Raw genomic sequence first — 19,537 nt, forward strand, 5'->3', positions numbered from 1 at the left:
ACATGTATAGATCTGGTTTTTTACAAACAAATCAAAATATGAAATGAGGCAGGTATATGACTAGATATATATCAATAAGAGTAATTTGGATATTTATTATGCTGACTATGATTTTGACAGTTAATTTTGTTTTGTTAAAGTTGGCACCTGCTTATCCTCCTACTACAGAAGAACAAAGAGATATATACTTTAATAAGCAGGTTTCCGATGGATATATGACTTTTAGGATAATTGATGATCCTGAAGAAATGGAAAAGGTTAGATATATAGTTGCAACAGGTTCAAAAGTCAGAAATTCATATTACGAAGATAAGGGAGACTTTATTAGAGCTTTTGAACCGGTTCCAATAGCTGAACAATATTTCTCATGGGTAAAAAATATTGTAACAAAGTGGGATTGGGGACTCTCTACACGAGTTGAGGTAGGTAGACCAGTTTTTGATATAATTAAAGATCGTATACCCACAACTATGACTCTGAATATAGTAGCTTTATTTATATATTTTCCTATAGGAATAGCCCTAGGTATCATTGCTGCATTAAAGAAAAATAAACCAACGGATAATGTCATTTCCGTTGCTGTAATGGTAATGAGATCTATACCTAGCTTTGTTATTATAATTATGCTTGTAATGGTTTTAGCATATGGATTAGGATGGTTACCAACAATCTACCCTTCAGCTGATGCTGATTTAGGATTAAAAATCCGAGGACTTGTCATACCTGTATTAGCTTCTGTGTTTGCTCCTATTGCAGCATTAACGAGGTTGACTAGAGCTGAGCTTACAGAAATATTGACATCTGAGTTTTTGTTACTTGCTAGAACTAAGGGCTTAACAAGAAGACAGGCTATAGTAAAACATGGGCTAAGAAATTCAATGGTTCCACTAGTTCCGAGTATAATTGGGTCCTTTATTGGAATATTGTCAGGCTCAGTTATATTAGAGATGATTTATTCTATACCAGGTACTGGACAAGTTTTTATAAGAGCACTTACCAAAAATGCATATGATTATAATCTATTGCTGTGTTCCACTGCTTTTTATACTTCTATTACACTGTTTGCAGTTTTATTAGTTGACTTAACATATGGATTAATTGACCCAAGAATTCGAATAGGAGGTAAATATTAATGTATACCGAACAAGACATTATAAACAGAGATATCTCCGAGACTCAATTCGAGTTTGTTCAACAGGATCAAAAAATATACGACCAAAAAATCCAAGGTAAGCCCATAGGCTACTTACAAGATGTTTGGATGAGGTTCAAAAAAAATAGAGCAAACTTGGTTGCAACTACAATATTAATAACTTTAATTATATGTTCGATCATTATGCCTGGATTATCAGGTAAAGAGTATATTAAGCTTAATGAGAAGATTTCTTTCTTACCTCCAAGGGTTCCGGTATTGGAGAAATTTGGTATTTTTGACGGTACTGTGCTCATAACTGACAAGCCTGTTGATTTGTCAAAAATGGACGAAGAAACAGGACTGTATTTACCTTTAGGATATAATGAAAAAGCCGTAGATATCAGCACTCTTACAAATACACGTGTAGAAAGTTTAGACAAAGCTCCAAACGTAATAGGAGGACAGTCAGTATTAAAATTAGATCATGACTCAACATCAGTTACTGTTGAATCCAATGAGTTTTATAGTTTATCTATGGCAAATAATGCCTATATTGAAGTAGATGTTTTTGAGTTAGACAATACTTCTAATGGGAAAATAGAGGTTCTTTTACAAACAGAGTTTGGTAGTGATTATAGGGTTATTGATACTATAACTGAAACTGGTAAGCACAAAGTTATGGTGTTTGATTTATGTAAAGACTTAGCTACTGATGTTGTATCTAAAATACGCATACGCTATAGCTCAGATAATAAGGGCTCATCTGCTGCAATTGCTAGCATATCATTATTTGATGATAGTAGTGAAGAGCCTATTTTAGTAGATGAAGGCTATGAACTATCTATCTATAAAATAGCTGATGGTAAAGGTTCATATGTGAGACAAAACTCTGAAATGATGATTGCATCTTTTAGATACAATAGATATATAGCTGCCTTTGACTTGACTCATGAATTGGCTTTTTCTTCAACTGAGTATGACAGATTGTTGGAAGAATGGGGAGACAATGTGGAAATAATCCCAAATCCTGACAATCCTGAAGGATGGTATTTTAGTGAAGGATTTCCTATTCGTGAAGTTGTAAGAAAGAACGATACAGTTACAGTAGATGGGAAAAGCTATTCCTCATATGAGGTCTACCTTGATTATGCCGCATATTTAGGGTATGACGAGTTGCCATACTTTTTATTTGGAACAACCCAAGCAGGGAGAGATTTATTCTCATTAACATGGATAGCACTTAGAACATCATTGTTTATAGGCTTAGTTGTAACTTTTATAAATGTAAGTATTGGAGTAGTATATGGAGCTATTTCTGGGTATTATGGAGGGACAGTTGACTTGTTAATGCAGCGTTTATCAGAGCTTATCGGTAATACTCCATGGTTAGTTGTTTTATCAATTTTAGTAACTTTATATAATCCAGGATTTAAGACTTTAATACTGACATTGGTGATATCTGGTTGGACAGGACCTGCTGCTACCACTAGAATGCAGTTTTATAGATACAAAGGACAAGAATATGTTCTAGCATCTAGGACATTGGGTGCAAAAGATTCACGTTTGATATTTAGACACATTTTACCTAATGGTATCGGTACAATTATTACATCAAGCATACTTTCAATACCTGGTACTATATTCACAGAGGCATCTTTATCATTTTTAGGATATGGTATTGGACATGGGCAGTCATTTAATATCCTAGGAGTAGGGTTCTCTGGTGTATCAATAGGTGTATTGTTATCTGATGCAAGGAACTTTTTAGTGACACAACCATATTTAACTATATTTCCTGCTATTATAGTTTCATTACTTATGATTACATTTAATTTATTTGGTAATGCATTAAGAGATGCATTTAACCCATCACTGAGAGGGGTTGAAGACTAATGAGCAAACTAATTGATAAAAAGAAAAAATTAATAGTAGAAGACTTATCTATATCATTTAGAACAGTTACTGGAGAAGTTAAGGCAGTAAGAGATATTAGCTTTGATTTGTACGAAGGTGAAACTTTGGCAATAGTTGGAGAATCTGGTTCAGGCAAGTCAGTAACTGCTAGAGCAATTATGGGAATATTAGCAGGAAATAGTATAGTTGAAAATGGGAAAATCCTCTACGAAGGTGAGGATCTCTTAAAGATAACAGAAGAACAGTTCCATAAAATACGTGGTAGTAAAATAGGAATGATTTATCAAGATCCTCTGTCTAGCTTGAACCCTATAATGAAAGTAGGTAAGCAAATTACTGAAGGACTATTACTAAATGGGAATCACCTTAAAAACAAAATAGAGAAGTTATATAACAAAGAAAGAATAGCTTATATGGTGATTAAGCGAGAGATAGGGATTTTGAAAGAAAAGGTTAAGGAGAATAAGAAGAAAAAATTACCTTATGAAGATCTTAAAGCACAGATTAGTAAACTAAAAGGCCAGCTTCCAGTGGCTAAGAAGAATATGATTGAAGCTAAGAAAGAAGCTACAAAAGTAGTTATGAAAGAATACAAAGAGGAAAAAGCGAAATATTTAGAAGAAATAAAGAAGATTCGCTTAAATAGTGAGGGGCTAGATAAAGAGGCAGTTAAGGAGAAAATAGCTCAAAAGAAGGAAGAGCTCAGACGTGTTAAAAAAGTTACTAAAAAAGAAGCCAAAGAAAAGGCAATACAAGTTATGAAAGAGGTTGGTATTCCAGAACCTGAAAAAAGGTTTAAACAGTACCCATTCCAGTTTTCTGGAGGAATGCGTCAGCGTATAGTTATTGCTATAGTGTTAACTGCTAATCCAGATGTACTTATATGTGATGAGCCAACAACAGCTTTAGACGTTACAATCCAATCGCAGATATTAGAGCTTATTAAGAGGTTGAAGAAAGAACGTAATCTGAGTGTTATTTTTATAACTCACGATTTAGGTGTTGTTGCTAATATTGCTGATAGAGTAGCTGTTATGTATGCTGGTAAGATACAAGAAATAGGCACTACTGAAGAAGTATTCTACACTCCAAAGCATCCATATACATGGGCACTACTTGGTTCAATGCCAGATTTAACTTCTAAGGACAAACTACTGACTATACCAGGAACACCTCCAGATATGAGGTTTCCTCCTAAAGGTGACGCCTTTGCTCTTAGAAGCAACTTTGCTATGAAAATAGATTTTGAAGAGCAGCCGCCTATGTTTAAGGTATCGGATACACATTATGCTGCTACTTGGCTATTGCATAAGAATGCCCCTGCTGTTGAAATGCCAGCTATACTTCAAGAAAGAATACTTAGAATGAAAGAAATGACTGAAGAAATGAAAAAGGAGTTAGTTGAAGATGAGAAACAGCTTGTATACTAATAATAAGAATGAAATAAGTAACGATGAGTCTATGCCAGTACTTAGCGTTAAGAATTTAAAAAAGCATTTTAAATCAGGTTATGGAAAACAAAAGCTAGTAGTTAAGGCTGTTGATAATGTGAGTTTCGATATTTACAGAGGTGAAGTTTTTGGTTTAGTTGGTGAATCGGGTTGTGGAAAAACAACTTTGGGGAGAACTTTAATTGGGCTAAATCAACCAACAGACGGAACAATCGAGTTTATGGGTGTTCCTATAGCAGAGGGTATAGATTCAAATATTCAGGCTATACGCAATGCAAAAAAAATCCTCAAAACTGAAAATGATGCTGCAAAGATACAAGAAGCAAAACAGGTTATTGAATTCAACAAGAAAGAGATAAAAAGAAAGAAGCGTATCAGTCCAAGGGCTAATTATGAGTTAATGAATAAGATGCAGATGATATTCCAAGATCCTATTGCATCTCTTGACCCAAGGATGACTGTAAAGGAGATTATTGCTGAAGGCTTAAGAATTTCTGGTGTAAAGAAGGATTCGGTAATAAATGAAAAAGTTAATGAGGTGTTAGAAATTGTTGGTTTAGTACCTGAACATGCAAATAGATATCCTCATGAATTCAGTGGTGGACAGCGTCAAAGAATTGGTATTGCAAGAGCTTTAATAATTAACCCAAGTTTCTTAATAGCAGATGAACCAATAAGTGCTTTAGATGTATCAATACAGGCTCAAATTATAAACCTTTTAAATGATCTGCGTAAAGAATTAGGGCTAACAATATTGTTTATTGCTCATGATCTATCTGTAGTTAAGTATATTAGTGATAGAATTGGGGTTATGTATTTCGGTAAGATGGTCGAACTTGCATCATCTGATGAGCTATTTAAAAACCCATTGCACCCTTATACTAAGTCATTGCTATCTGCAGTACCATTACCTGATCCATATTATGAAAAACACAGAAGAAGAATAGTTTATGATGGAAAATCTGCTCATGATTATTCTAAAGAAGAACCAGTGCTGCATGAGATTACAAAGGGTCATTTTGTTCTTGCTAACTCGGAAGAATTAGAAAAATACAGAAAAGAGCTGGATATTTAATGGATATGAAGAGTTTTTTATCCATAATAGTTATATCGATTATTATAGTGATGCTATTAATGTATGTCATATATGGTTTTGATATGAGATTAATGTATTTATCTAATGTATTTTTCTTTGTGGGTGTAGTATATTTTTTTCTTGGTTTAATCTTTATAACAAATGCAACTGAGGTATTTAGTGGCATTGGATATTTATCAAGAAAAGCTTTTTCAAAAGATAAGGGTGATGGGAGTGATTTCAAGTCATTCTATGATTATAAAGAATATAAGGAAAATAGGAGAGACGAGAAATATAAGAATTCAAACTATAACACTAGATTTAAAGGATTAAATGTGTTAATTGTTGGAGGAGTATATATTCTAGTATCTATTGTTATAAACATGGTTATTTGATAGATAAATAAGTTAAAGCATTAAAATTACACATTTTCGAATAGAAATAAGCAATTTCTTTACCTATAAAGGGTTGTTACCTAATGAGCTTAATTTTGGTTCCTTGTCAACTGGGTTGATGAAGAAAATATGGCTCTTTGTCAATAGTTGGGGTGGTAATATCAAGAATTGATATTACCACCCTATTACTATGTTCTGTCCAAATTTAATATAGAAGTAGCCGTGAACATCCTGATGAGGCTGTATTTTATCTTAGAGCCAATATAGTATGATTTGCTACCTAAAGCAAGGTGTTATACCTTTACTAATCTGTAGATAGCGTTACAAGCAGATGTTTAATGGTTCGAAACTGTTGGAAAAAGTGGCAAATTTTTTTAAAATTTCTATTGACTCTTACATTATGGTATACTCTAAAATAAAGATGAGCTCAAAAAAACACATATATGTGAGGAGATAAGCATGCTGAAAATAGGTGATTTTTCAAAACTGTCAAGGATCAGTATAAGGATGCTACGGCATTATGATGAAATCGGTCTGCTAGTGCCTAAAAGTACAGATAGCTTTACAAGCTACCGTTACTACAGTGAAGAACAGCTTTATATTGCTAACCGAATAACAGAGCTTAAGAACATGGGTTTCAGCCTTGCTACCATTGGAGAAATCTTAAAGAACTATGACAACCCCATGGCCTTGGCAGAATATTTGTCGGTGAAGCGGGCTGAGGTGAAGGCCGAATCGGAGGAAGTCAATCGTCGTCTGCTGCTCCTTGATACAGCCATAGAACGATTAAGAAAGGATGATAAAGCGATGAATTATAATGTTACCATTAAGACTTTACAGGAACGTTATGTTGCCAGTATTCGTCAGATAATACCTTCCTATGAACAAGAAGGCATTCTGTGGGAAATGATGATGCGGGAAACTGCTGGTTTGAATATGCAGGTTGCAGATCCTAGCTATGGAATGGCTATTTTTCATGATGAAGGGTATAAAGAAAGTGATGTAGATGTGGAAATACAGATGTCTGTTAAAGGCTCCTATGAAAACACTGATCATGTAGTGTTCAAAGTAGTTCCTGCAGTGGAGTTTGCTTCTGCCATATTTAAAGGAAGCTATGAGCAGCTTACATCGGTTCATAGGGCTGTTGCCAAGTGGATTCGTGATAACGGTTATGAGTTCAACGGAGCAATGTTCTGTATTTACCATGTCAGTCCTGCAGAAACCCAGAATCCTAACGAATTAGTTACTGAGGTATGCTACCCAGTGAGAAAGAAATAACTCTTTCTTGTTTATGTGCCGTCTGTTTAAAAAAGCAGGCGGCATCTTTATGTCTTTTCTTAGATGTTAGAAGGTAAAATATAAAGGAAGATGAAGCCCTTCTGTTTTGTATTGAAACAGACCTGTTCTGCATTATTTGGAATGTTACGTAGATAGTGCTCCTATAATGTCTGTGTATGTGTGTATGATGGTATATATCAATTAATCTTGACAGTTAGAAGTCGGAATGATATACTCTTATCGTGCGGGGGGACTGCTTGGCAGTTGAGAAGGTAAAACCTGACCCTTTGAACCTGTTGGTTAAAACCTACGTAGGGAAGCATTTAATACGATATTGTATTTTATGAGGACGCTTCCTGAAAGGATAGCGTCCTTTTTGTGGTGTGCCCAGCATGAGTATAAACTAGTCGGTGAAAGTCCGATACGGGGGTTGATAGTGCAACCGTTAGCTTAAGACAAGGGTGTCCATCGTGAGGTGGAATCTGAAGGAAGTCGGTGGCAAAACTCCGGTCTGAGGTACACGAATCACATTCGAGGCTTAACCCTGTGGATGAGGTTGCACAACAAACCAAAGTCCTAAACTATCCGAAACAGGGAAAGTAAATGTGGCAGATATATGGAGTGAAAGTTTACGTTCTTACCTAGGGAGGTCTGATAGATATGTCATTAAAAGATGAAATATCTAAATGACAACTCATACAGTGAGAACGGCAAATAAAAATAATTACTTACCTTCTACTCGATTGAAAATAAATATCGTTGATATGTTTGAGGGGGAACTGAACAAGTTGAAAAAGGTAGGACCTGGCTTCCAGAACTGTCGGCTAATACCGCGTAGGGAAGCAATTTCTTACGCCATCATTATGTATTAAAGAGCTTCTGTGTTTATTTGGAAGCTTTTATTTTAAGGGGGGAAATTAAATGTCATTTATGGAAGAAACATTGAAGAGTGTTTTACCTATTTGGGATAGCTGCATAGAAACTCCTTTTGTACAGGAAGTAAAAAATGGGATCTTACCAATGGAGAAATTTAAGAATTACATGATTCAGGATAGCATTTATTTAAAACACTATGCTCGAATCTATGGAAAAGCTATGTACCATTCCACAACATTAAAAGATATTCAACTATTTTATTCTGCACTCTGCTTTGTAACTGATACAGAATCAGCTATTCGGCTAAGCTATTTAAAGCGATTTGGATTAACAGACAGTGATATCGAAGGTATTGAGCCGCTTCCTGAGAATCAAAATTATATAGATTTTATGATGGATATGGCCGAGGAAGGTAATATATGTAAAATCTTGATGGCGGTTTTGCCCTGTATGTTAAGTTACAGTTATATATTCAGAAAAATAGCTGCTGAACCTGAGACCAAAAAATCAAGGTATTGGGATTTCATTGAGGATTATGCTGACGAACGCTTTGTAGAGAGCTGTAAACTGTGGAGTGACTTTGCCGAAGAAAAATGTGCTATCTTACCAAATCATAAAAAGAAAGAACTCATAGGCATTTTTGAAAAGGCAAGTTTGTTGGAGCTTGATTTCTGGAAGATGGCTTATAATTAATAAAGTATATGAAAAATGGAATTTGTTATCTTCTTGTCGCAGGTGAGAAATATGGTTTGGATTTTGTTTTGTAATCTGGCGACTATGTGATTGCCGCAAATGGAGGTCTGAGATATTTAGAGTAGAGCGGTATCAAAGCTGATTTGGTGATTGGTGAGCTTGAACCCTGCACTTTAAGCCTAATCACCCTAATACTATCACATTAAGCGAAGAAAAAGATGATATGGATATCCTTTCCGCTATCCCTATTGGTGTGAACAATGAATTTGTAGGAAAAAAGTGTTATTATCGTCACAAGTGGCACAAGGCTGGTTGTTTTTTCAAAGAAAATAAAGGAGGAATCTTTATAATGAAAAAAGTTTTGAGCATTGCTGGATCTGATTGTAGCGGTGGTGCAGGAATACAAGCAGATTTAAAGACATTCTCGGCCCATGGCGTTTTTGGTATGAGTGTCATTGTTTCTGTTGTTGCGGAAAATACGAGTAGAGTTATAGATATACAGGATATAACGCCGGATATGATCAAGAAACAGATTGACGCTGTATTTGAGGATATTGAGGTGGATGGGGTAAAAATCGGTATGCTTTCTACTCCGGCCTGTATGAACGCCGTTGCTGAAAAGCTTAAAGAATACCATCCTGCGAATGTGGTCATTGATCCGGTAATGTATGCGAAAAATGGTTGTCCACTAATGGAACCTACCGCAGTGGATACATTAATTAAGGTGATTATTCCACTTGCAGATGTGTTGACACCAAATATCCCTGAAGCCGAAAAAATTGCTAATATGCGAATTACATCTGTGGCAGATATGGAAACTGCTGCAAAAAAAATCTGTGCAATGGGCTGTAAAGCTATTGTGGTAAAGGGGGGGCACGCTTCTGGCAGCGCATTGGATGTTTTATATGACGGAAAAGATTTATATCATTTTGAAACTCCACGTATTGCTACAAAGAACACACACGGTACAGGATGCACTTTTTCATCTGCTATAGCTTCGCAGCTTGCAAATGGATTATCGATAAAAGATGCTGTTCAAAAGGCAAAGGCTTATGTCACGACAGCGATTGAACATTCCCTTGCCATTGGAAAAGGAAACGGTCCAACACATCATTTTTATGAGCTTTATCAGCATGGCCTGCGCATATAAAGAAATGAGGTCGAATGAAAATGAAAAATGATTATACACTTTATCTTGTGACGGACCGGAGTCTGATGAGTACCAAAACCTTACAAGAGGCTGTTGAACAAGCAATAGCAGGCGGATGTACAATGGTGCAGTTAAGAGAAAAGAATATAGGATCCCTAGACTTTTTTACATTGGCAAAAGACATTAAACAGATTACGGATAGTCATCAAGTTCCACTTATCATCAACGATCGGATTGATATTGCCTTGTCGGTAAACGCTTCAGGGGTACATCTTGGACAAAGTGATATTCCTGCATCGGTGGCTCGGAAAATCATTGGCAAAGATAGACTTTTAGGCGTGTCAGTTTCTACCGTCCAGGAAGCTCTAAAAGCGCAAAGCGATGGAGCTGATTATCTAGGCGTGGGAGCCATGTTTCCGACAGGCACAAAAACAGATGCACAAGCTGTTTCAATGGAAGAATTGCTGAATATTCGGCAAGCAGTATCTCTTCCCATAGTTGTAATCGGAGGTATTAACAAGGAAAACGCTACCTCTTTTCGGGATGCAGGTATAGATGGCTTGGCTGTAGTATCTGCTATTATTTCACAGCCTGATATAAAAACTGCCGCCGAGGAATTAAAGCGCTTATTCCAAAAAGGGGGGGCTGGTGGCAATGAATTTTGAAGCAGCTATCTTTGATTTGGATGGCACCTTACTGAATTCTATGGATGTATGGGAAAAAATTGATATTGCTTTTCTATCCAAGCGAGGCCTGCCAGTTCATCCTGATTATGTAATGGATATCTGTGCCCTAAGTTTTGAGGAAGCGGCACAATACACAATTGAACTATTTGAACTGAATGAAACTGTTCCAGACATTATTGAAGAATGGAACGCTATGGCGGCATATGAATATGCTCACCATGTTCGTTTAATGCCATATACTTATGAATATCTTTTGCGATTGAAGGCTCTCCACATAAAGCTGGCAGTTGCAACTGGATTGCCCGAAGAATTGTACAAGCCCTGTCTGATAAATAATGGCATATATAATATGTTTGATTTTTTGTGTTCTACCGAACAGGTACAAAGAGGCAAAGAATACCCTGATATATTTTTGTTTGTTTCTAATGGATTAGGAGTCTCTCCGCAGAAATGTATTGTTTTTGAAGATGTTTTACCGGCTGTTAGAAGCGCCAAACAAGTAGGAATGATTACATATGGGGTATATGACAAATATTCAGCACATAATGAGGAGAAAATTAGAGCAATTGCAGATGGTTATATTTATGACTTTCGTAATGCGCCTTTGCCTCAAAAGGAGAGATGATGTTAGAGCTATGGGATTTCTATGATATATGGCTTTTTCACTCTGATATACCGTTTAAGGATTTAATATTATAATGTGATGAAGTAATAGATGTGCAGTTAAAAATGAAAAAACAAAGATGTAATTGCATACTTTGGATCAACTTGGAATGTTAACAAGACATAAAAGTCTTGATTAGATTTTTTCTAGTCAAGACTTTTATAATACAGTAGATTTCATATGTAACTCAACTCTTTCATAGAATAATACAAAACACAATTTTTTTCTTCTACAATTACCTCGTCCAGAGCTCTAAGATGTTCTAAATATGAGTGAGTTTCTCCTGCTGCAAACAGAGAAATTTAAGATGTAATTGACTTGGACTATATTAGGGTAACTTGAACATTATATCCCTTTAATATATAATCGAGGTATAGCTGAAATTGGTCCGGGATTACTGTAGTTTTTTTGACTGCAAAATAAAGTAATTAGGAATAAAATAGGATAATAAGAAACCATAACTTCAAGTTTCAATCTACAGTTAATACTTAGAATAATGCTATTTAAGTTATTTTGAAATTTGTTTACTATGAGATAGAAAGGTGATTGAATGATATGGAAAAAGTAAATAAGACGAAACATAGGAATGATTGCATGATATGTGGCAAAGAATTAATGTATTTTGAATATTATAAAGAAGTAGAATGTGTATATTGCCATAAAACATTTAAATCTAATGTTACTTGTTTAGATGGGCATTATATTTGTGATATATGTCATTCAATAGATTCTATTGATTTGATAGAGAACTATTGTAGAGAAACAAATAAGACAAATCCTATTGAAATGGCAACTGAGTTAATGAAAAATCCATCGATAAATATGCATGGACCAGAGCATCATTTTCTTGTACCAGCTGTTCTTTTAACATCTTATTATAATATAATAGATAAAAAAGATATGAAAACAAGAAAACTTGCAATAGCTAAGATAAGAGCTAAAGATATTAAAGGGGGATTTTGTGGATTTTACGGTAATTGTGGAGCAGCAGTAGGTACTGGTATATATATGAGTATTATTTTAGAGGCAACTCCATTAACAAAAGAAAGCTGGGGTCTAGCTAATCTAATGACAGGTACTACTTTAATATCATTGGCAAAGATAGGCGGTCCTAGATGCTGTAAAAGGAATGTATTTGCCTCTATAAAAGAAGCAGCAAAATTTACAGATGAACATTTTAAGATAAAGCTCTATGATTATGAAAAGTATTCTCCTATTTGCAGTTTTAGATTAAGAAATAGAGAGTGTTTAAAGGGTGAATGTCCTTACTATGAGTAAAACAATATGACTAACAAGAAAAGCTTCTAAAATGTTCAATATTAAATAGAAGCTTTTCTTTTTTTAAATATATAGTTTCTAAGTAGTGACTTATATCAATTAGTTTTTTCTGTAAACTCGATTATTTGGTTTCTTTTATATATTTCTATAACTTGAGATGAAGAGTAACTTACTTTTTGCTTAAAATATGTAGTAGTTTCGAAGTTGTCTCCAAAATGCATCGGAATAAAAACCTTCGGGTTTAATTCCTTAATGAAATATTCTCCTCCAATATAAAAGCTGTCTTTAAGACGAGGATCAACTGGAAAAAATGCTATATCAATACTTTCACCTTTAATTTTACTTATTTCATCCTTAAAGGATTTTTCCATAAGTAGCTTTTCATCTTCGCTATCATCATCCCAATGCCACCAGTTCAAATCACCTGCAAAGAAAATAGTCTTACTATCAACTTTGACTAAAAAAGATAACCCTAGGTCCGTCGAGCCAAAGGACTTAATAGTTATACCATGTATATTTAGCAATTCGTATGGGTTCATTATATAAGTATTGAGAGAAGACTTGGCTTTAATATCACTACTTAAGATGTATGAGATATCTGGTTGTCTTTTAGACCATTGAAAGATTTCTGGATTAAAGTGGTCATCATGTCCGTGACTTGAAAAGATAATGTTTTTTTTATTGCTTAAATTAATATTGCCTTTATAATAATCAAAAACTAGAAAGTAATCATCAGTTTCAACAGAAAAACCACTATGATAAATATACTCGATTTTCATAAATATCACCTCCGATTAATATTATAAGTAAATTATAACTTAAAAAATACAATATTCAAAATATCTACAAGTATCGTACAATATGAGAAATTATATGTAAATAAATATTCATTTTGCAAGTATTTTCATATAGAATAAGGTTAAAGTCATAATTCAAACTAATTAGCTATCATATGTTAAGGGAGAAGTGGAGAATGAGGTTATTAATACATGAGATTTAAGAAATGAGGATTTTCAAAGGCTGTTTCCTGCTCCATTAGGTGAGGCGATAGTTATTTCAAAGGATGAAGCCATTTAAGGAAATTAAACACTTAGCTGAACTTCCATTAGGTTCTAAAGGAAGGATAGTATGCAGATGCGAACAGATACTTGAAGAAGAAATAGTTGACGCATTACACAGAGGAATAAAAGTCAAGACTGTTGATGGTGTAAAACGAAGGACTAGGGCAACTATGGGATGGTGTCAAGGAGATTTTTGTAAATCGAGAGTTATTGAAATAATAGTGGTGTAAATAGAGTTCAAAAATCCGAGTTACTAGACTATTTTAAAAGTCTTGATTAGACATAGTGCCTAATCAAGACTTTTTATTCAATAATTATCTAGGAATCAACCTTATTTCCATCCAATCAAACCCTATCCAGTCACTTTCGCCTGTATTTGAAGTGTTTACGATCTGTACAGTGTTATTTCTTGCTAATCTAGGAATGTTAAAGGTCAATTCTCTCCAATTTGTAAACATCTGTCCAGCAGGGCGTCCATGTGGTAGCTGTAGACGTCCTCTATGAACAACAGAACCATTTATTGATATTGTAGCAGAGTAATTACGTTCAGGTACTGCAGAATGGTCATCTAATACAGCACGTATTACTAGCTGAGCTCTAAAATTACCAGGTACAAGCAAAAATGGTTGTATCGAAAAAGTCCAACGACCTGTATTTCCAGTGTAGAGTATATCTGCATTACCACTTGGATTACCATAGTTTGGGAAACCGGTAAGCTCTTTAAATACTGTAATTCTGATTACCTCGGGTCTATTACTTAATATTGGCTGAAGCTGATTTACACTTGGAGAATAAAATGAGTATTGCATATCTGTTTGTGAGTATTCTGGTGTATGCTCATACCCATTATAATAATCAGGATGATAAGGATAATTATAATAAGGATACATTAATATACTACCTCCTTTACTTAATCTCACTATATGATATGTGATTGTAATATACCATGACACCTAAATGCTAATGATTTGTAAGTAAAGTTTAAAAGAAAAAAGAACATTGGTTGACTATATTAAGTTAAGAAGGAATTGCACAGGTGATGTAAATGTAACATATCATTTTTTAATGATTTAGGATTCATCAGACCTATTATAAAATGATTGCCCTATATAGTAACTATAATAGCACTTGCATTTACTTCAAAGAAACCAAGGGCACCAAAGGCAAAGGGAGTTTCATATAATAAACTTTAGAGATAGCTAAATAAACAGTGTATTTTGGTGTGATTTTCAGTTTTTTTGAAGCCTAGAATAGATTAAGATTCTATTTTAGGCTTTTGCTGTTGTACATAAGCAAACACTTATTAAGTAATAAACAGAATTACCTTTACTATGATAATCAACATTAAATCAATGAAAACATATAATATTACAAACACTTCAGTATGAAGGGAGTATGGAACATGCAAATACATGTAGTACAAGCAGGACAAACCATATTTGGTATAGCTCAAGCATATAACACAACACCTCAAGAGATTATCATATCTAATGAAATAAGCAATCCAGATCAACTAGTAGTAGGGCAGGCTTTGGTGATTCCTATTGTTGGTAGCTTTTACTGGGTTCAACCTGGAGATAGTCTTTTCAGCATTGCAAGAAGATTTGGGATATCATATCAAACCCTTGCAAGGGTAAATAATATTTCAGTAGATCAACCTCTTCAAATTGGATTAAGGCTATATATTCCGCCACGGATAAGAAGAAGAGCAGAGACTAATGCCTATGTAGAACCAATTGGTGGAACAGTGAGCCCTAATCTAGAACAGTCTGCTAGAGAAGCAGCTCCTTTTTTAACTTTTTTAGCTCCTTTTAGCTACCAAATTCAAAGAGATGGAACCTTGCAAGCTCCGCCATTAAATAATTTTCCTCAAATTGCACAAGCAAATGGAGCTACCTTGATGATGGTAGTAACAAATCTAGAAGGAGGACGCTTTAGTGATGAACTAGGAAGGATAATTTTAACCAATGAAGATGTACAAAATAATCTACTAAATAATATAGTTAATACTGCAAATGAAGTAGGGTTTAGAGACATTCATTTTGATATGGAGTTTTTGCCTCCTGAAAATAGAGAAGATTATAACAGGTTTTTAAGAAAAGCAAAAGAAAGACTTTCACGTGAAGGATTTTTAATATCAACAGCACTGGCACCGAAAACTAGTGCACAGCAAGTAGGCGCTTGGTATGAGGCACATGATTATAGAGCTCATGGTGAGATTGTAGATTTTGTAGTACTAATGACATATGAGTGGGGATACAGTGGCGGTCCTCCAATGGCAGTATCACCTATTGGACCTGTTAGAAGTGTTGTAGAATATGCTTTATCTGAAATGCCAGCTAGTAAAATAATGCTTGGACAAAATCTTTATGGATATGACTGGACATTACCTTTTGTTCCGGGAGGACAATTTGCTAGGGCTATAAGTCCACAACAGGCTATTGATATAGCGAGAGTAAATAACGTGCCTATTAAATATGATTATACTGCACAAGCACCATTTTTTAATTATACTGATGCTAACGGAAGAGAGCATGAGGTATGGTTTGAAGATGCTAGGTCCATTCAAGCTAAATTTGATTTGATAACAGAATTGGGGCTTAGAGGAATTAGTTATTGGAAATTAGGACTTAGCTTCCCACAAAACTGGTTATTGTTAAGAGATAATTTCGTTATAGTGAAACGTTAATCTACAGTTTAAGTTTGTTACGGGTAGATAAATACCTTATATAAAATATGAAGATATTTCATTTTTACAGAATGTGTTTTTTCAGTACTAATTTTGCTTTTAATAGAGCAGTATCGACTTTTACAGAAATAAGAAAGATAATATATGAATTAAGTGAAATAATTAGCTATAGAAATTAATAAAACCCAGAAAAGAGCTAATGCATTAGAAAAAATGTAGATTCCAAGGTACACTAAAATTATTAAGTACATTGAAGAAGTATTTGAAGAAAAAGAAAGAGAAGATTTCTTTAGACTAATAAAAGTAAAGGATAAAAAACAAGTCACAGTTTTTTGTGGCTTATTTTTTTATACTTATATTCTTTAAGTACAAGGTAATATAGTTCATCTAATTAAAGAAACAAGGATTGTCTTCTATGGGAAAATTTTGATACAATGAATATATATAGGTGACATTTGATTTGGAATAATCTCAATGCTTCTAAAAAGGTTAAGAAATGAGTGTGAAATATATCTCAATAAGAATAGAAAGAGGAAAACTAGGGCAATGTGCACCACATCCCTTCGCTGGGAGCAAAGATCCCTCAGGAGGTCTATCTTCGGAGTCCAGCTTAAGGATGTCGCAAATACGAGAACGTTAGGAGACATATCGAAAGGGGAGAATAGATTATGATTGTAAGGTATTTCCTTTCATTAGTTATGATAGGAATGGGATACATGCTAATAAGGGAGAGTAAAAAGTTATCTAGTAATAGAGACTTGATTTCTAGGACAATAGAAGCTGCTGGATACATTATCTGTTGTCAATTATTTTTGCTTCTTTTTGAAGATATATTGCACGGCTATTTTAAATGGGAGTATGTATCCACTTTTTATTGGATAATTTTTATAACAACTATATCAATAATATTATTTTGTATAGTGTTTATCAAAGCAGATTTGCATACAAATGCTAGGTTTTTAATTTATTCATGTTCTTTGGAACAAATCATAAATACTATTGAGTCAATTTTCAAGAAAAACGATATAAGTTTTGATAAAAAAGATTTTTTTGGTTGGGTAAATGAAGGGATTCAGTATACCATTTTAGACTCTGAGGGAGAAATTTTACTGTATGAGTCTAAGAATGGAGATTGCTATAAAATTGATATTAAGAAGTTTAGAAAATTAAAAAATAAAAAGTTAATTACTGATATTGACACAGCATCTGAAGAGTTAAGAGATAAAGCTATTATTGATAAAGTTAAGCAGAAAGAAAAAAACATGGTCTAATTATGATGTTCGTAGGGATTATTTTTGCGGTAGCATATATATGTATTGGAATATTCTATAGGTAAGAAAAAGTCTGTTGCCTCAGTACGATTGCCTAACAATATATTTTCGCAAGGATGCAGTCGGACTGAGCCCTAGGGCGATGTGTACCACATTCCTTTATCGAGAGCAAAGCTCCACTTTGGGGAATGTTTCTGAGATCCAGCTCAGGGACGTCGCAAATATGGGATCTTAGATGATATTATTATTCCTATTTAACATACTGCTAGGGAACGGCTACCGTGGGTTTCTGTTAAGAAAGGAGCTTTATTATGCTAGGATTACCAACATAATATTCTGAGGAAGGAAATTGTATGAAAAATCTATTGTTTTTATGTGGACCCAACGGGATAGGAAAAACCACAATATCTAAGGAAATAGTTAGGCAGTTGCCTAACACTGCTTATGTTGATTCTGAACCACAACCCTTCACCAGGAGCCAAGCACTGCCAAGAGGTCTAGCTATAGGGTCCGATTCATGGACGTCACAAATTGGGGGTGTTAAATGAGGACAATGATGTGGAGAATGAAAGTATCTGAAATTAAATATGAAAATTTAACTAATGATGTATAGATAAAATACTCTTTGAAGACATTTCAGATGATGGAATGGATGGAGATTGAATCCTTGTTTTTGGCAGTAGTAAACTATTCAATTTAAAAGATAATCCACCGTTCATTGTGAGGTTATCATACTTAGTTATAAAAACTGTAATTGAATATTCGATAAATAAATGCTATGATAAATGTGGTCATTATAGATTTATTATCAAAGAAAATGAGAAAAATCACAAGAAAAGAGGTGTAAAATGACTGTTACACTTGTAGATTATCTAAATCAACTTATTTCTAATCCAACCCTTATAATTACAACCTTATTAACCTTAGGAGTTATATTAGTTAATGGTTGGACAGATGCTCCAAATGCTATTGCTACCTGTGTATCTACACGTTCCATGACTCCACGTGGAGCTATTATATTGGCAGCTGTCTTTAACTTTCTTGGTGTTTTATTTATGACAATGTTTAATGCGACAGTAGCACAGACTATTTATAAGATGGTTGACTTTGGAGGAGACCCTTATGATGCACTAGTAGCACTTTGTGCTGCACTTTTTGCCATTGTGCTATGGGCTACAGCAGCTTGGTGGTTTGGAATTCCAACTAGTGAGAGTCATGCATTGATTGCTGGCATATCTGGTGCAGCTATTGCACTTCAAGGAGGAATAAGCGGAATTAATCCTGATGAATGGATTAAGGTCCTTTATGGAATAGTGCTTTCAACTTTGATGGGTTTCGTACTAGGTGCTTTAGTTGTAAAAGCAATTGAGTTAATTTTTAAGAGCTTTGATAGAAGAAAAACTTTTTCATTCTTCAAAAATGCTCAGATTATGGCTAGTGCAGGCATGGCATTTATGCATGGAGCACAGGATGGACAGAAATTCATGGGAGTATTTATGCTAAGTGCATTTTTAGCTCAAGGGCAAGCATCGGTGATAGAGTTTGTTATTCCAATCTGGTTGATTATTCTTTGCTCTGCAGTAATGGCTTTAGGTACTTCCATAGGTGGTTATCGTATTATTAAGGCAGTGGGTATGGATATGGTTAAGCTTAGCACATACCAAGGCTTTTCTGCTGATTTAGCAGCAGTTATTTCTTTGTTCACAGCATCAATTTTCGGGCTACCTGTTAGCACAACTCATACAAAGACAACAGCTATTATGGGAGTAGGTGCTGCAAAGCGTGTATCATCTGTAAACTGGGGTATAGTAGGTGAAATGGTGTTAGCATGGATATTAACCTTCCCAGGATGCGGACTAATAGGCTTTTTCATGGCTATGCTATTTATGAGAATATTTTAATATAAAATATTAATGAAAAG

General features: G+C 34.5%; 16 protein-coding genes, 1 pseudogene and 1 riboswitch. Of the genes and pseudogenes, 15 read left to right on the top strand and 2 right to left on the bottom strand.

Going from position 1 to position 19,537, the window contains the following annotated elements; translation table 11 throughout:
* The first annotated feature begins 56 nt into the window (after positions 1–56).
* The 11 genes from DW1_RS07200 (at position 57) to DW1_RS07250 (ending at position 12,595) form a co-directional block, all read left to right on the top strand.
* Positions 57–1,133, top strand: coding sequence for an ABC transporter permease (locus tag DW1_RS07200; protein ID WP_074349938.1), 1,077 nt, complete (start codon positions 57–59; stop codon positions 1,131–1,133).
* Positions 1,133–3,028, top strand: coding sequence for an ABC transporter permease (locus tag DW1_RS07205; RefSeq protein ID WP_074349939.1), 1,896 nt, complete (start codon positions 1,133–1,135; stop codon positions 3,026–3,028). The genes DW1_RS07200 and DW1_RS07205 overlap by 1 nt, the downstream gene beginning before the upstream one ends.
* On the top strand, positions 3,028–4,479 hold the full coding sequence (locus tag DW1_RS15155) for an oligopeptide/dipeptide ABC transporter ATP-binding protein (RefSeq protein WP_083605577.1): 1,452 nt from the start codon (positions 3,028–3,030) through the stop codon (positions 4,477–4,479). The genes DW1_RS07205 and DW1_RS15155 overlap by 1 nt, the downstream gene beginning before the upstream one ends.
* Positions 4,457–5,575: an ABC transporter ATP-binding protein gene (locus DW1_RS07215; RefSeq protein ID WP_278335729.1), complete on the top strand. Its 1,119-nt coding sequence runs from the start codon at positions 4,457–4,459 to the stop codon at positions 5,573–5,575. Before DW1_RS15155 ends, DW1_RS07215 begins: the two co-directional genes overlap by 23 nt.
* Entirely contained in the window at positions 5,575–5,970 is a 396-nt protein-coding gene (locus DW1_RS07220; protein WP_074349940.1) for a DUF3899 domain-containing protein, read from the top strand. The genes DW1_RS07215 and DW1_RS07220 overlap by 1 nt, the downstream gene beginning before the upstream one ends.
* A gap of 459 nt (positions 5,971–6,429) precedes the next feature.
* The gene (locus DW1_RS07225; protein ID WP_074349941.1) at positions 6,430–7,248 is read left to right on the top strand and encodes a MerR family transcriptional regulator; all 819 of its coding nucleotides are present in this window, start codon (positions 6,430–6,432) and stop codon (positions 7,246–7,248) included.
* A 236-nt stretch (positions 7,249–7,484) separates the two neighbouring features.
* A riboswitch (TPP riboswitch) is annotated at positions 7,485–7,584 on the top strand.
* A gap of 585 nt (positions 7,585–8,169) precedes the next feature.
* Positions 8,170–8,817: a TenA family protein gene (locus tag DW1_RS07230; RefSeq protein ID WP_074349942.1), complete on the top strand. Its 648-nt coding sequence runs from the start codon at positions 8,170–8,172 to the stop codon at positions 8,815–8,817.
* Positions 8,818–9,166: 349 nt separating this feature from the next.
* A complete protein-coding gene (thiD, locus tag DW1_RS07235) occupies positions 9,167–9,967 on the top strand; it encodes a bifunctional hydroxymethylpyrimidine kinase/phosphomethylpyrimidine kinase (protein ID WP_074349943.1) in 801 nt (266 codons plus the stop codon).
* Between the two features lie 14 nt (positions 9,968–9,981).
* The gene (gene thiE, locus DW1_RS07240) at positions 9,982–10,632 is read left to right on the top strand and encodes a thiamine phosphate synthase (protein ID WP_200800486.1); all 651 of its coding nucleotides are present in this window, start codon (positions 9,982–9,984) and stop codon (positions 10,630–10,632) included.
* On the top strand, positions 10,622–11,278 hold the full coding sequence (locus DW1_RS07245; protein ID WP_074349944.1) for an HAD family hydrolase: 657 nt from the start codon (positions 10,622–10,624) through the stop codon (positions 11,276–11,278). Before thiE ends, DW1_RS07245 begins: the two co-directional genes overlap by 11 nt.
* Before the next feature lie 594 nt (positions 11,279–11,872).
* A complete protein-coding gene (locus DW1_RS07250; RefSeq protein ID WP_074349945.1) occupies positions 11,873–12,595 on the top strand; it encodes a DUF5714 domain-containing protein in 723 nt (240 codons plus the stop codon).
* 95 nt (positions 12,596–12,690) lie between these two features.
* On the opposite strand, the gene DW1_RS07255 is transcribed toward DW1_RS07250, so the two are convergent.
* The gene (locus DW1_RS07255) at positions 12,691–13,374 is read right to left on the bottom strand and encodes an MBL fold metallo-hydrolase (protein WP_074349946.1); all 684 of its coding nucleotides are present in this window, start codon (positions 13,372–13,374) and stop codon (positions 12,691–12,693) included.
* Positions 13,375–13,718: 344 nt separating this feature from the next.
* Between DW1_RS07255 and DW1_RS07260 the strand changes: the two are divergent.
* A pseudogene (locus tag DW1_RS07260) lies at positions 13,719–13,877 on the top strand ((2Fe-2S)-binding protein); the annotation flags it as partial.
* A gap of 93 nt (positions 13,878–13,970) precedes the next feature.
* Here DW1_RS07260 and DW1_RS07265 read toward each other — a convergent pair.
* Positions 13,971–14,546, bottom strand: a complete 576-nt coding sequence (locus tag DW1_RS07265; protein WP_074349948.1) for a hypothetical protein — start codon at positions 14,544–14,546, stop codon at positions 13,971–13,973.
* Between the two features lie 512 nt (positions 14,547–15,058).
* Between DW1_RS07265 and DW1_RS07270 the strand changes: the two genes are divergently transcribed.
* The 3 genes from DW1_RS07270 (at position 15,059) to DW1_RS07290 (ending at position 19,517) form a co-directional block, all read left to right on the top strand.
* Positions 15,059–16,345 carry a glycoside hydrolase family 18 protein gene (locus DW1_RS07270; protein WP_074349949.1) on the top strand — a complete coding sequence of 429 codons (1,287 nt, stop codon included), beginning with the start codon at positions 15,059–15,061 and terminating at the stop codon, positions 16,343–16,345.
* A gap of 668 nt (positions 16,346–17,013) precedes the next feature.
* A complete protein-coding gene (locus tag DW1_RS07280) occupies positions 17,014–17,616 on the top strand; it encodes a hypothetical protein (protein WP_074349950.1) in 603 nt (200 codons plus the stop codon).
* A gap of 848 nt (positions 17,617–18,464) precedes the next feature.
* The gene (locus DW1_RS07290) at positions 18,465–19,517 is read left to right on the top strand and encodes an inorganic phosphate transporter (protein WP_074349952.1); all 1,053 of its coding nucleotides are present in this window, start codon (positions 18,465–18,467) and stop codon (positions 19,515–19,517) included.
* The last annotated feature ends 20 nt before the right edge of the window (positions 19,518–19,537 follow it).

It is taken from the genome of Proteiniborus sp. DW1, from assembly GCF_900095305.1.
GTDB lineage: Bacteria > Bacillota > Clostridia > Tissierellales > Proteiniboraceae > Proteiniborus.

Excerpts from the sequence above, each read along its gene's own strand:
- DW1_RS07200 (WP_074349938.1), top strand. The coding sequence starts at position 57 with ATGACTAGATATATATCAATAAGAGTAATTTGGATATTTATTATGCTG.
- DW1_RS07205 (WP_074349939.1), top strand. The coding sequence starts at position 1,133 with ATGTATACCGAACAAGACATTATAAACAGAGATATCTCCGAGACTCAA.
- DW1_RS15155 (WP_083605577.1), top strand. The coding sequence starts at position 3,028 with ATGAGCAAACTAATTGATAAAAAGAAAAAATTAATAGTAGAAGACTTA.
- DW1_RS07215 (WP_278335729.1), top strand. The coding sequence starts at position 4,457 with ATGAGAAACAGCTTGTATACTAATAATAAGAATGAAATAAGTAACGAT.
- DW1_RS07220 (WP_074349940.1), top strand. The coding sequence starts at position 5,575 with ATGGATATGAAGAGTTTTTTATCCATAATAGTTATATCGATTATTATA.
- DW1_RS07225 (WP_074349941.1), top strand. The coding sequence starts at position 6,430 with ATGCTGAAAATAGGTGATTTTTCAAAACTGTCAAGGATCAGTATAAGG.
- DW1_RS07230 (WP_074349942.1), top strand. The coding sequence starts at position 8,170 with ATGTCATTTATGGAAGAAACATTGAAGAGTGTTTTACCTATTTGGGAT.
- thiD (WP_074349943.1), top strand. The coding sequence starts at position 9,167 with ATGAAAAAAGTTTTGAGCATTGCTGGATCTGATTGTAGCGGTGGTGCA.
- thiE (WP_200800486.1), top strand. The coding sequence starts at position 9,982 with ATGAAAATGAAAAATGATTATACACTTTATCTTGTGACGGACCGGAGT.
- DW1_RS07245 (WP_074349944.1), top strand. The coding sequence starts at position 10,622 with ATGAATTTTGAAGCAGCTATCTTTGATTTGGATGGCACCTTACTGAAT.
- DW1_RS07250 (WP_074349945.1), top strand. The coding sequence starts at position 11,873 with ATGGAAAAAGTAAATAAGACGAAACATAGGAATGATTGCATGATATGT.
- DW1_RS07255 (WP_074349946.1), bottom strand. The coding sequence starts at position 13,374 with ATGAAAATCGAGTATATTTATCATAGTGGTTTTTCTGTTGAAACTGAT.
- DW1_RS07265 (WP_074349948.1), bottom strand. The coding sequence starts at position 14,546 with ATGTATCCTTATTATAATTATCCTTATCATCCTGATTATTATAATGGG.
- DW1_RS07270 (WP_074349949.1), top strand. The coding sequence starts at position 15,059 with ATGCAAATACATGTAGTACAAGCAGGACAAACCATATTTGGTATAGCT.
- DW1_RS07280 (WP_074349950.1), top strand. The coding sequence starts at position 17,014 with ATGATTGTAAGGTATTTCCTTTCATTAGTTATGATAGGAATGGGATAC.
- DW1_RS07290 (WP_074349952.1), top strand. The coding sequence starts at position 18,465 with ATGACTGTTACACTTGTAGATTATCTAAATCAACTTATTTCTAATCCA.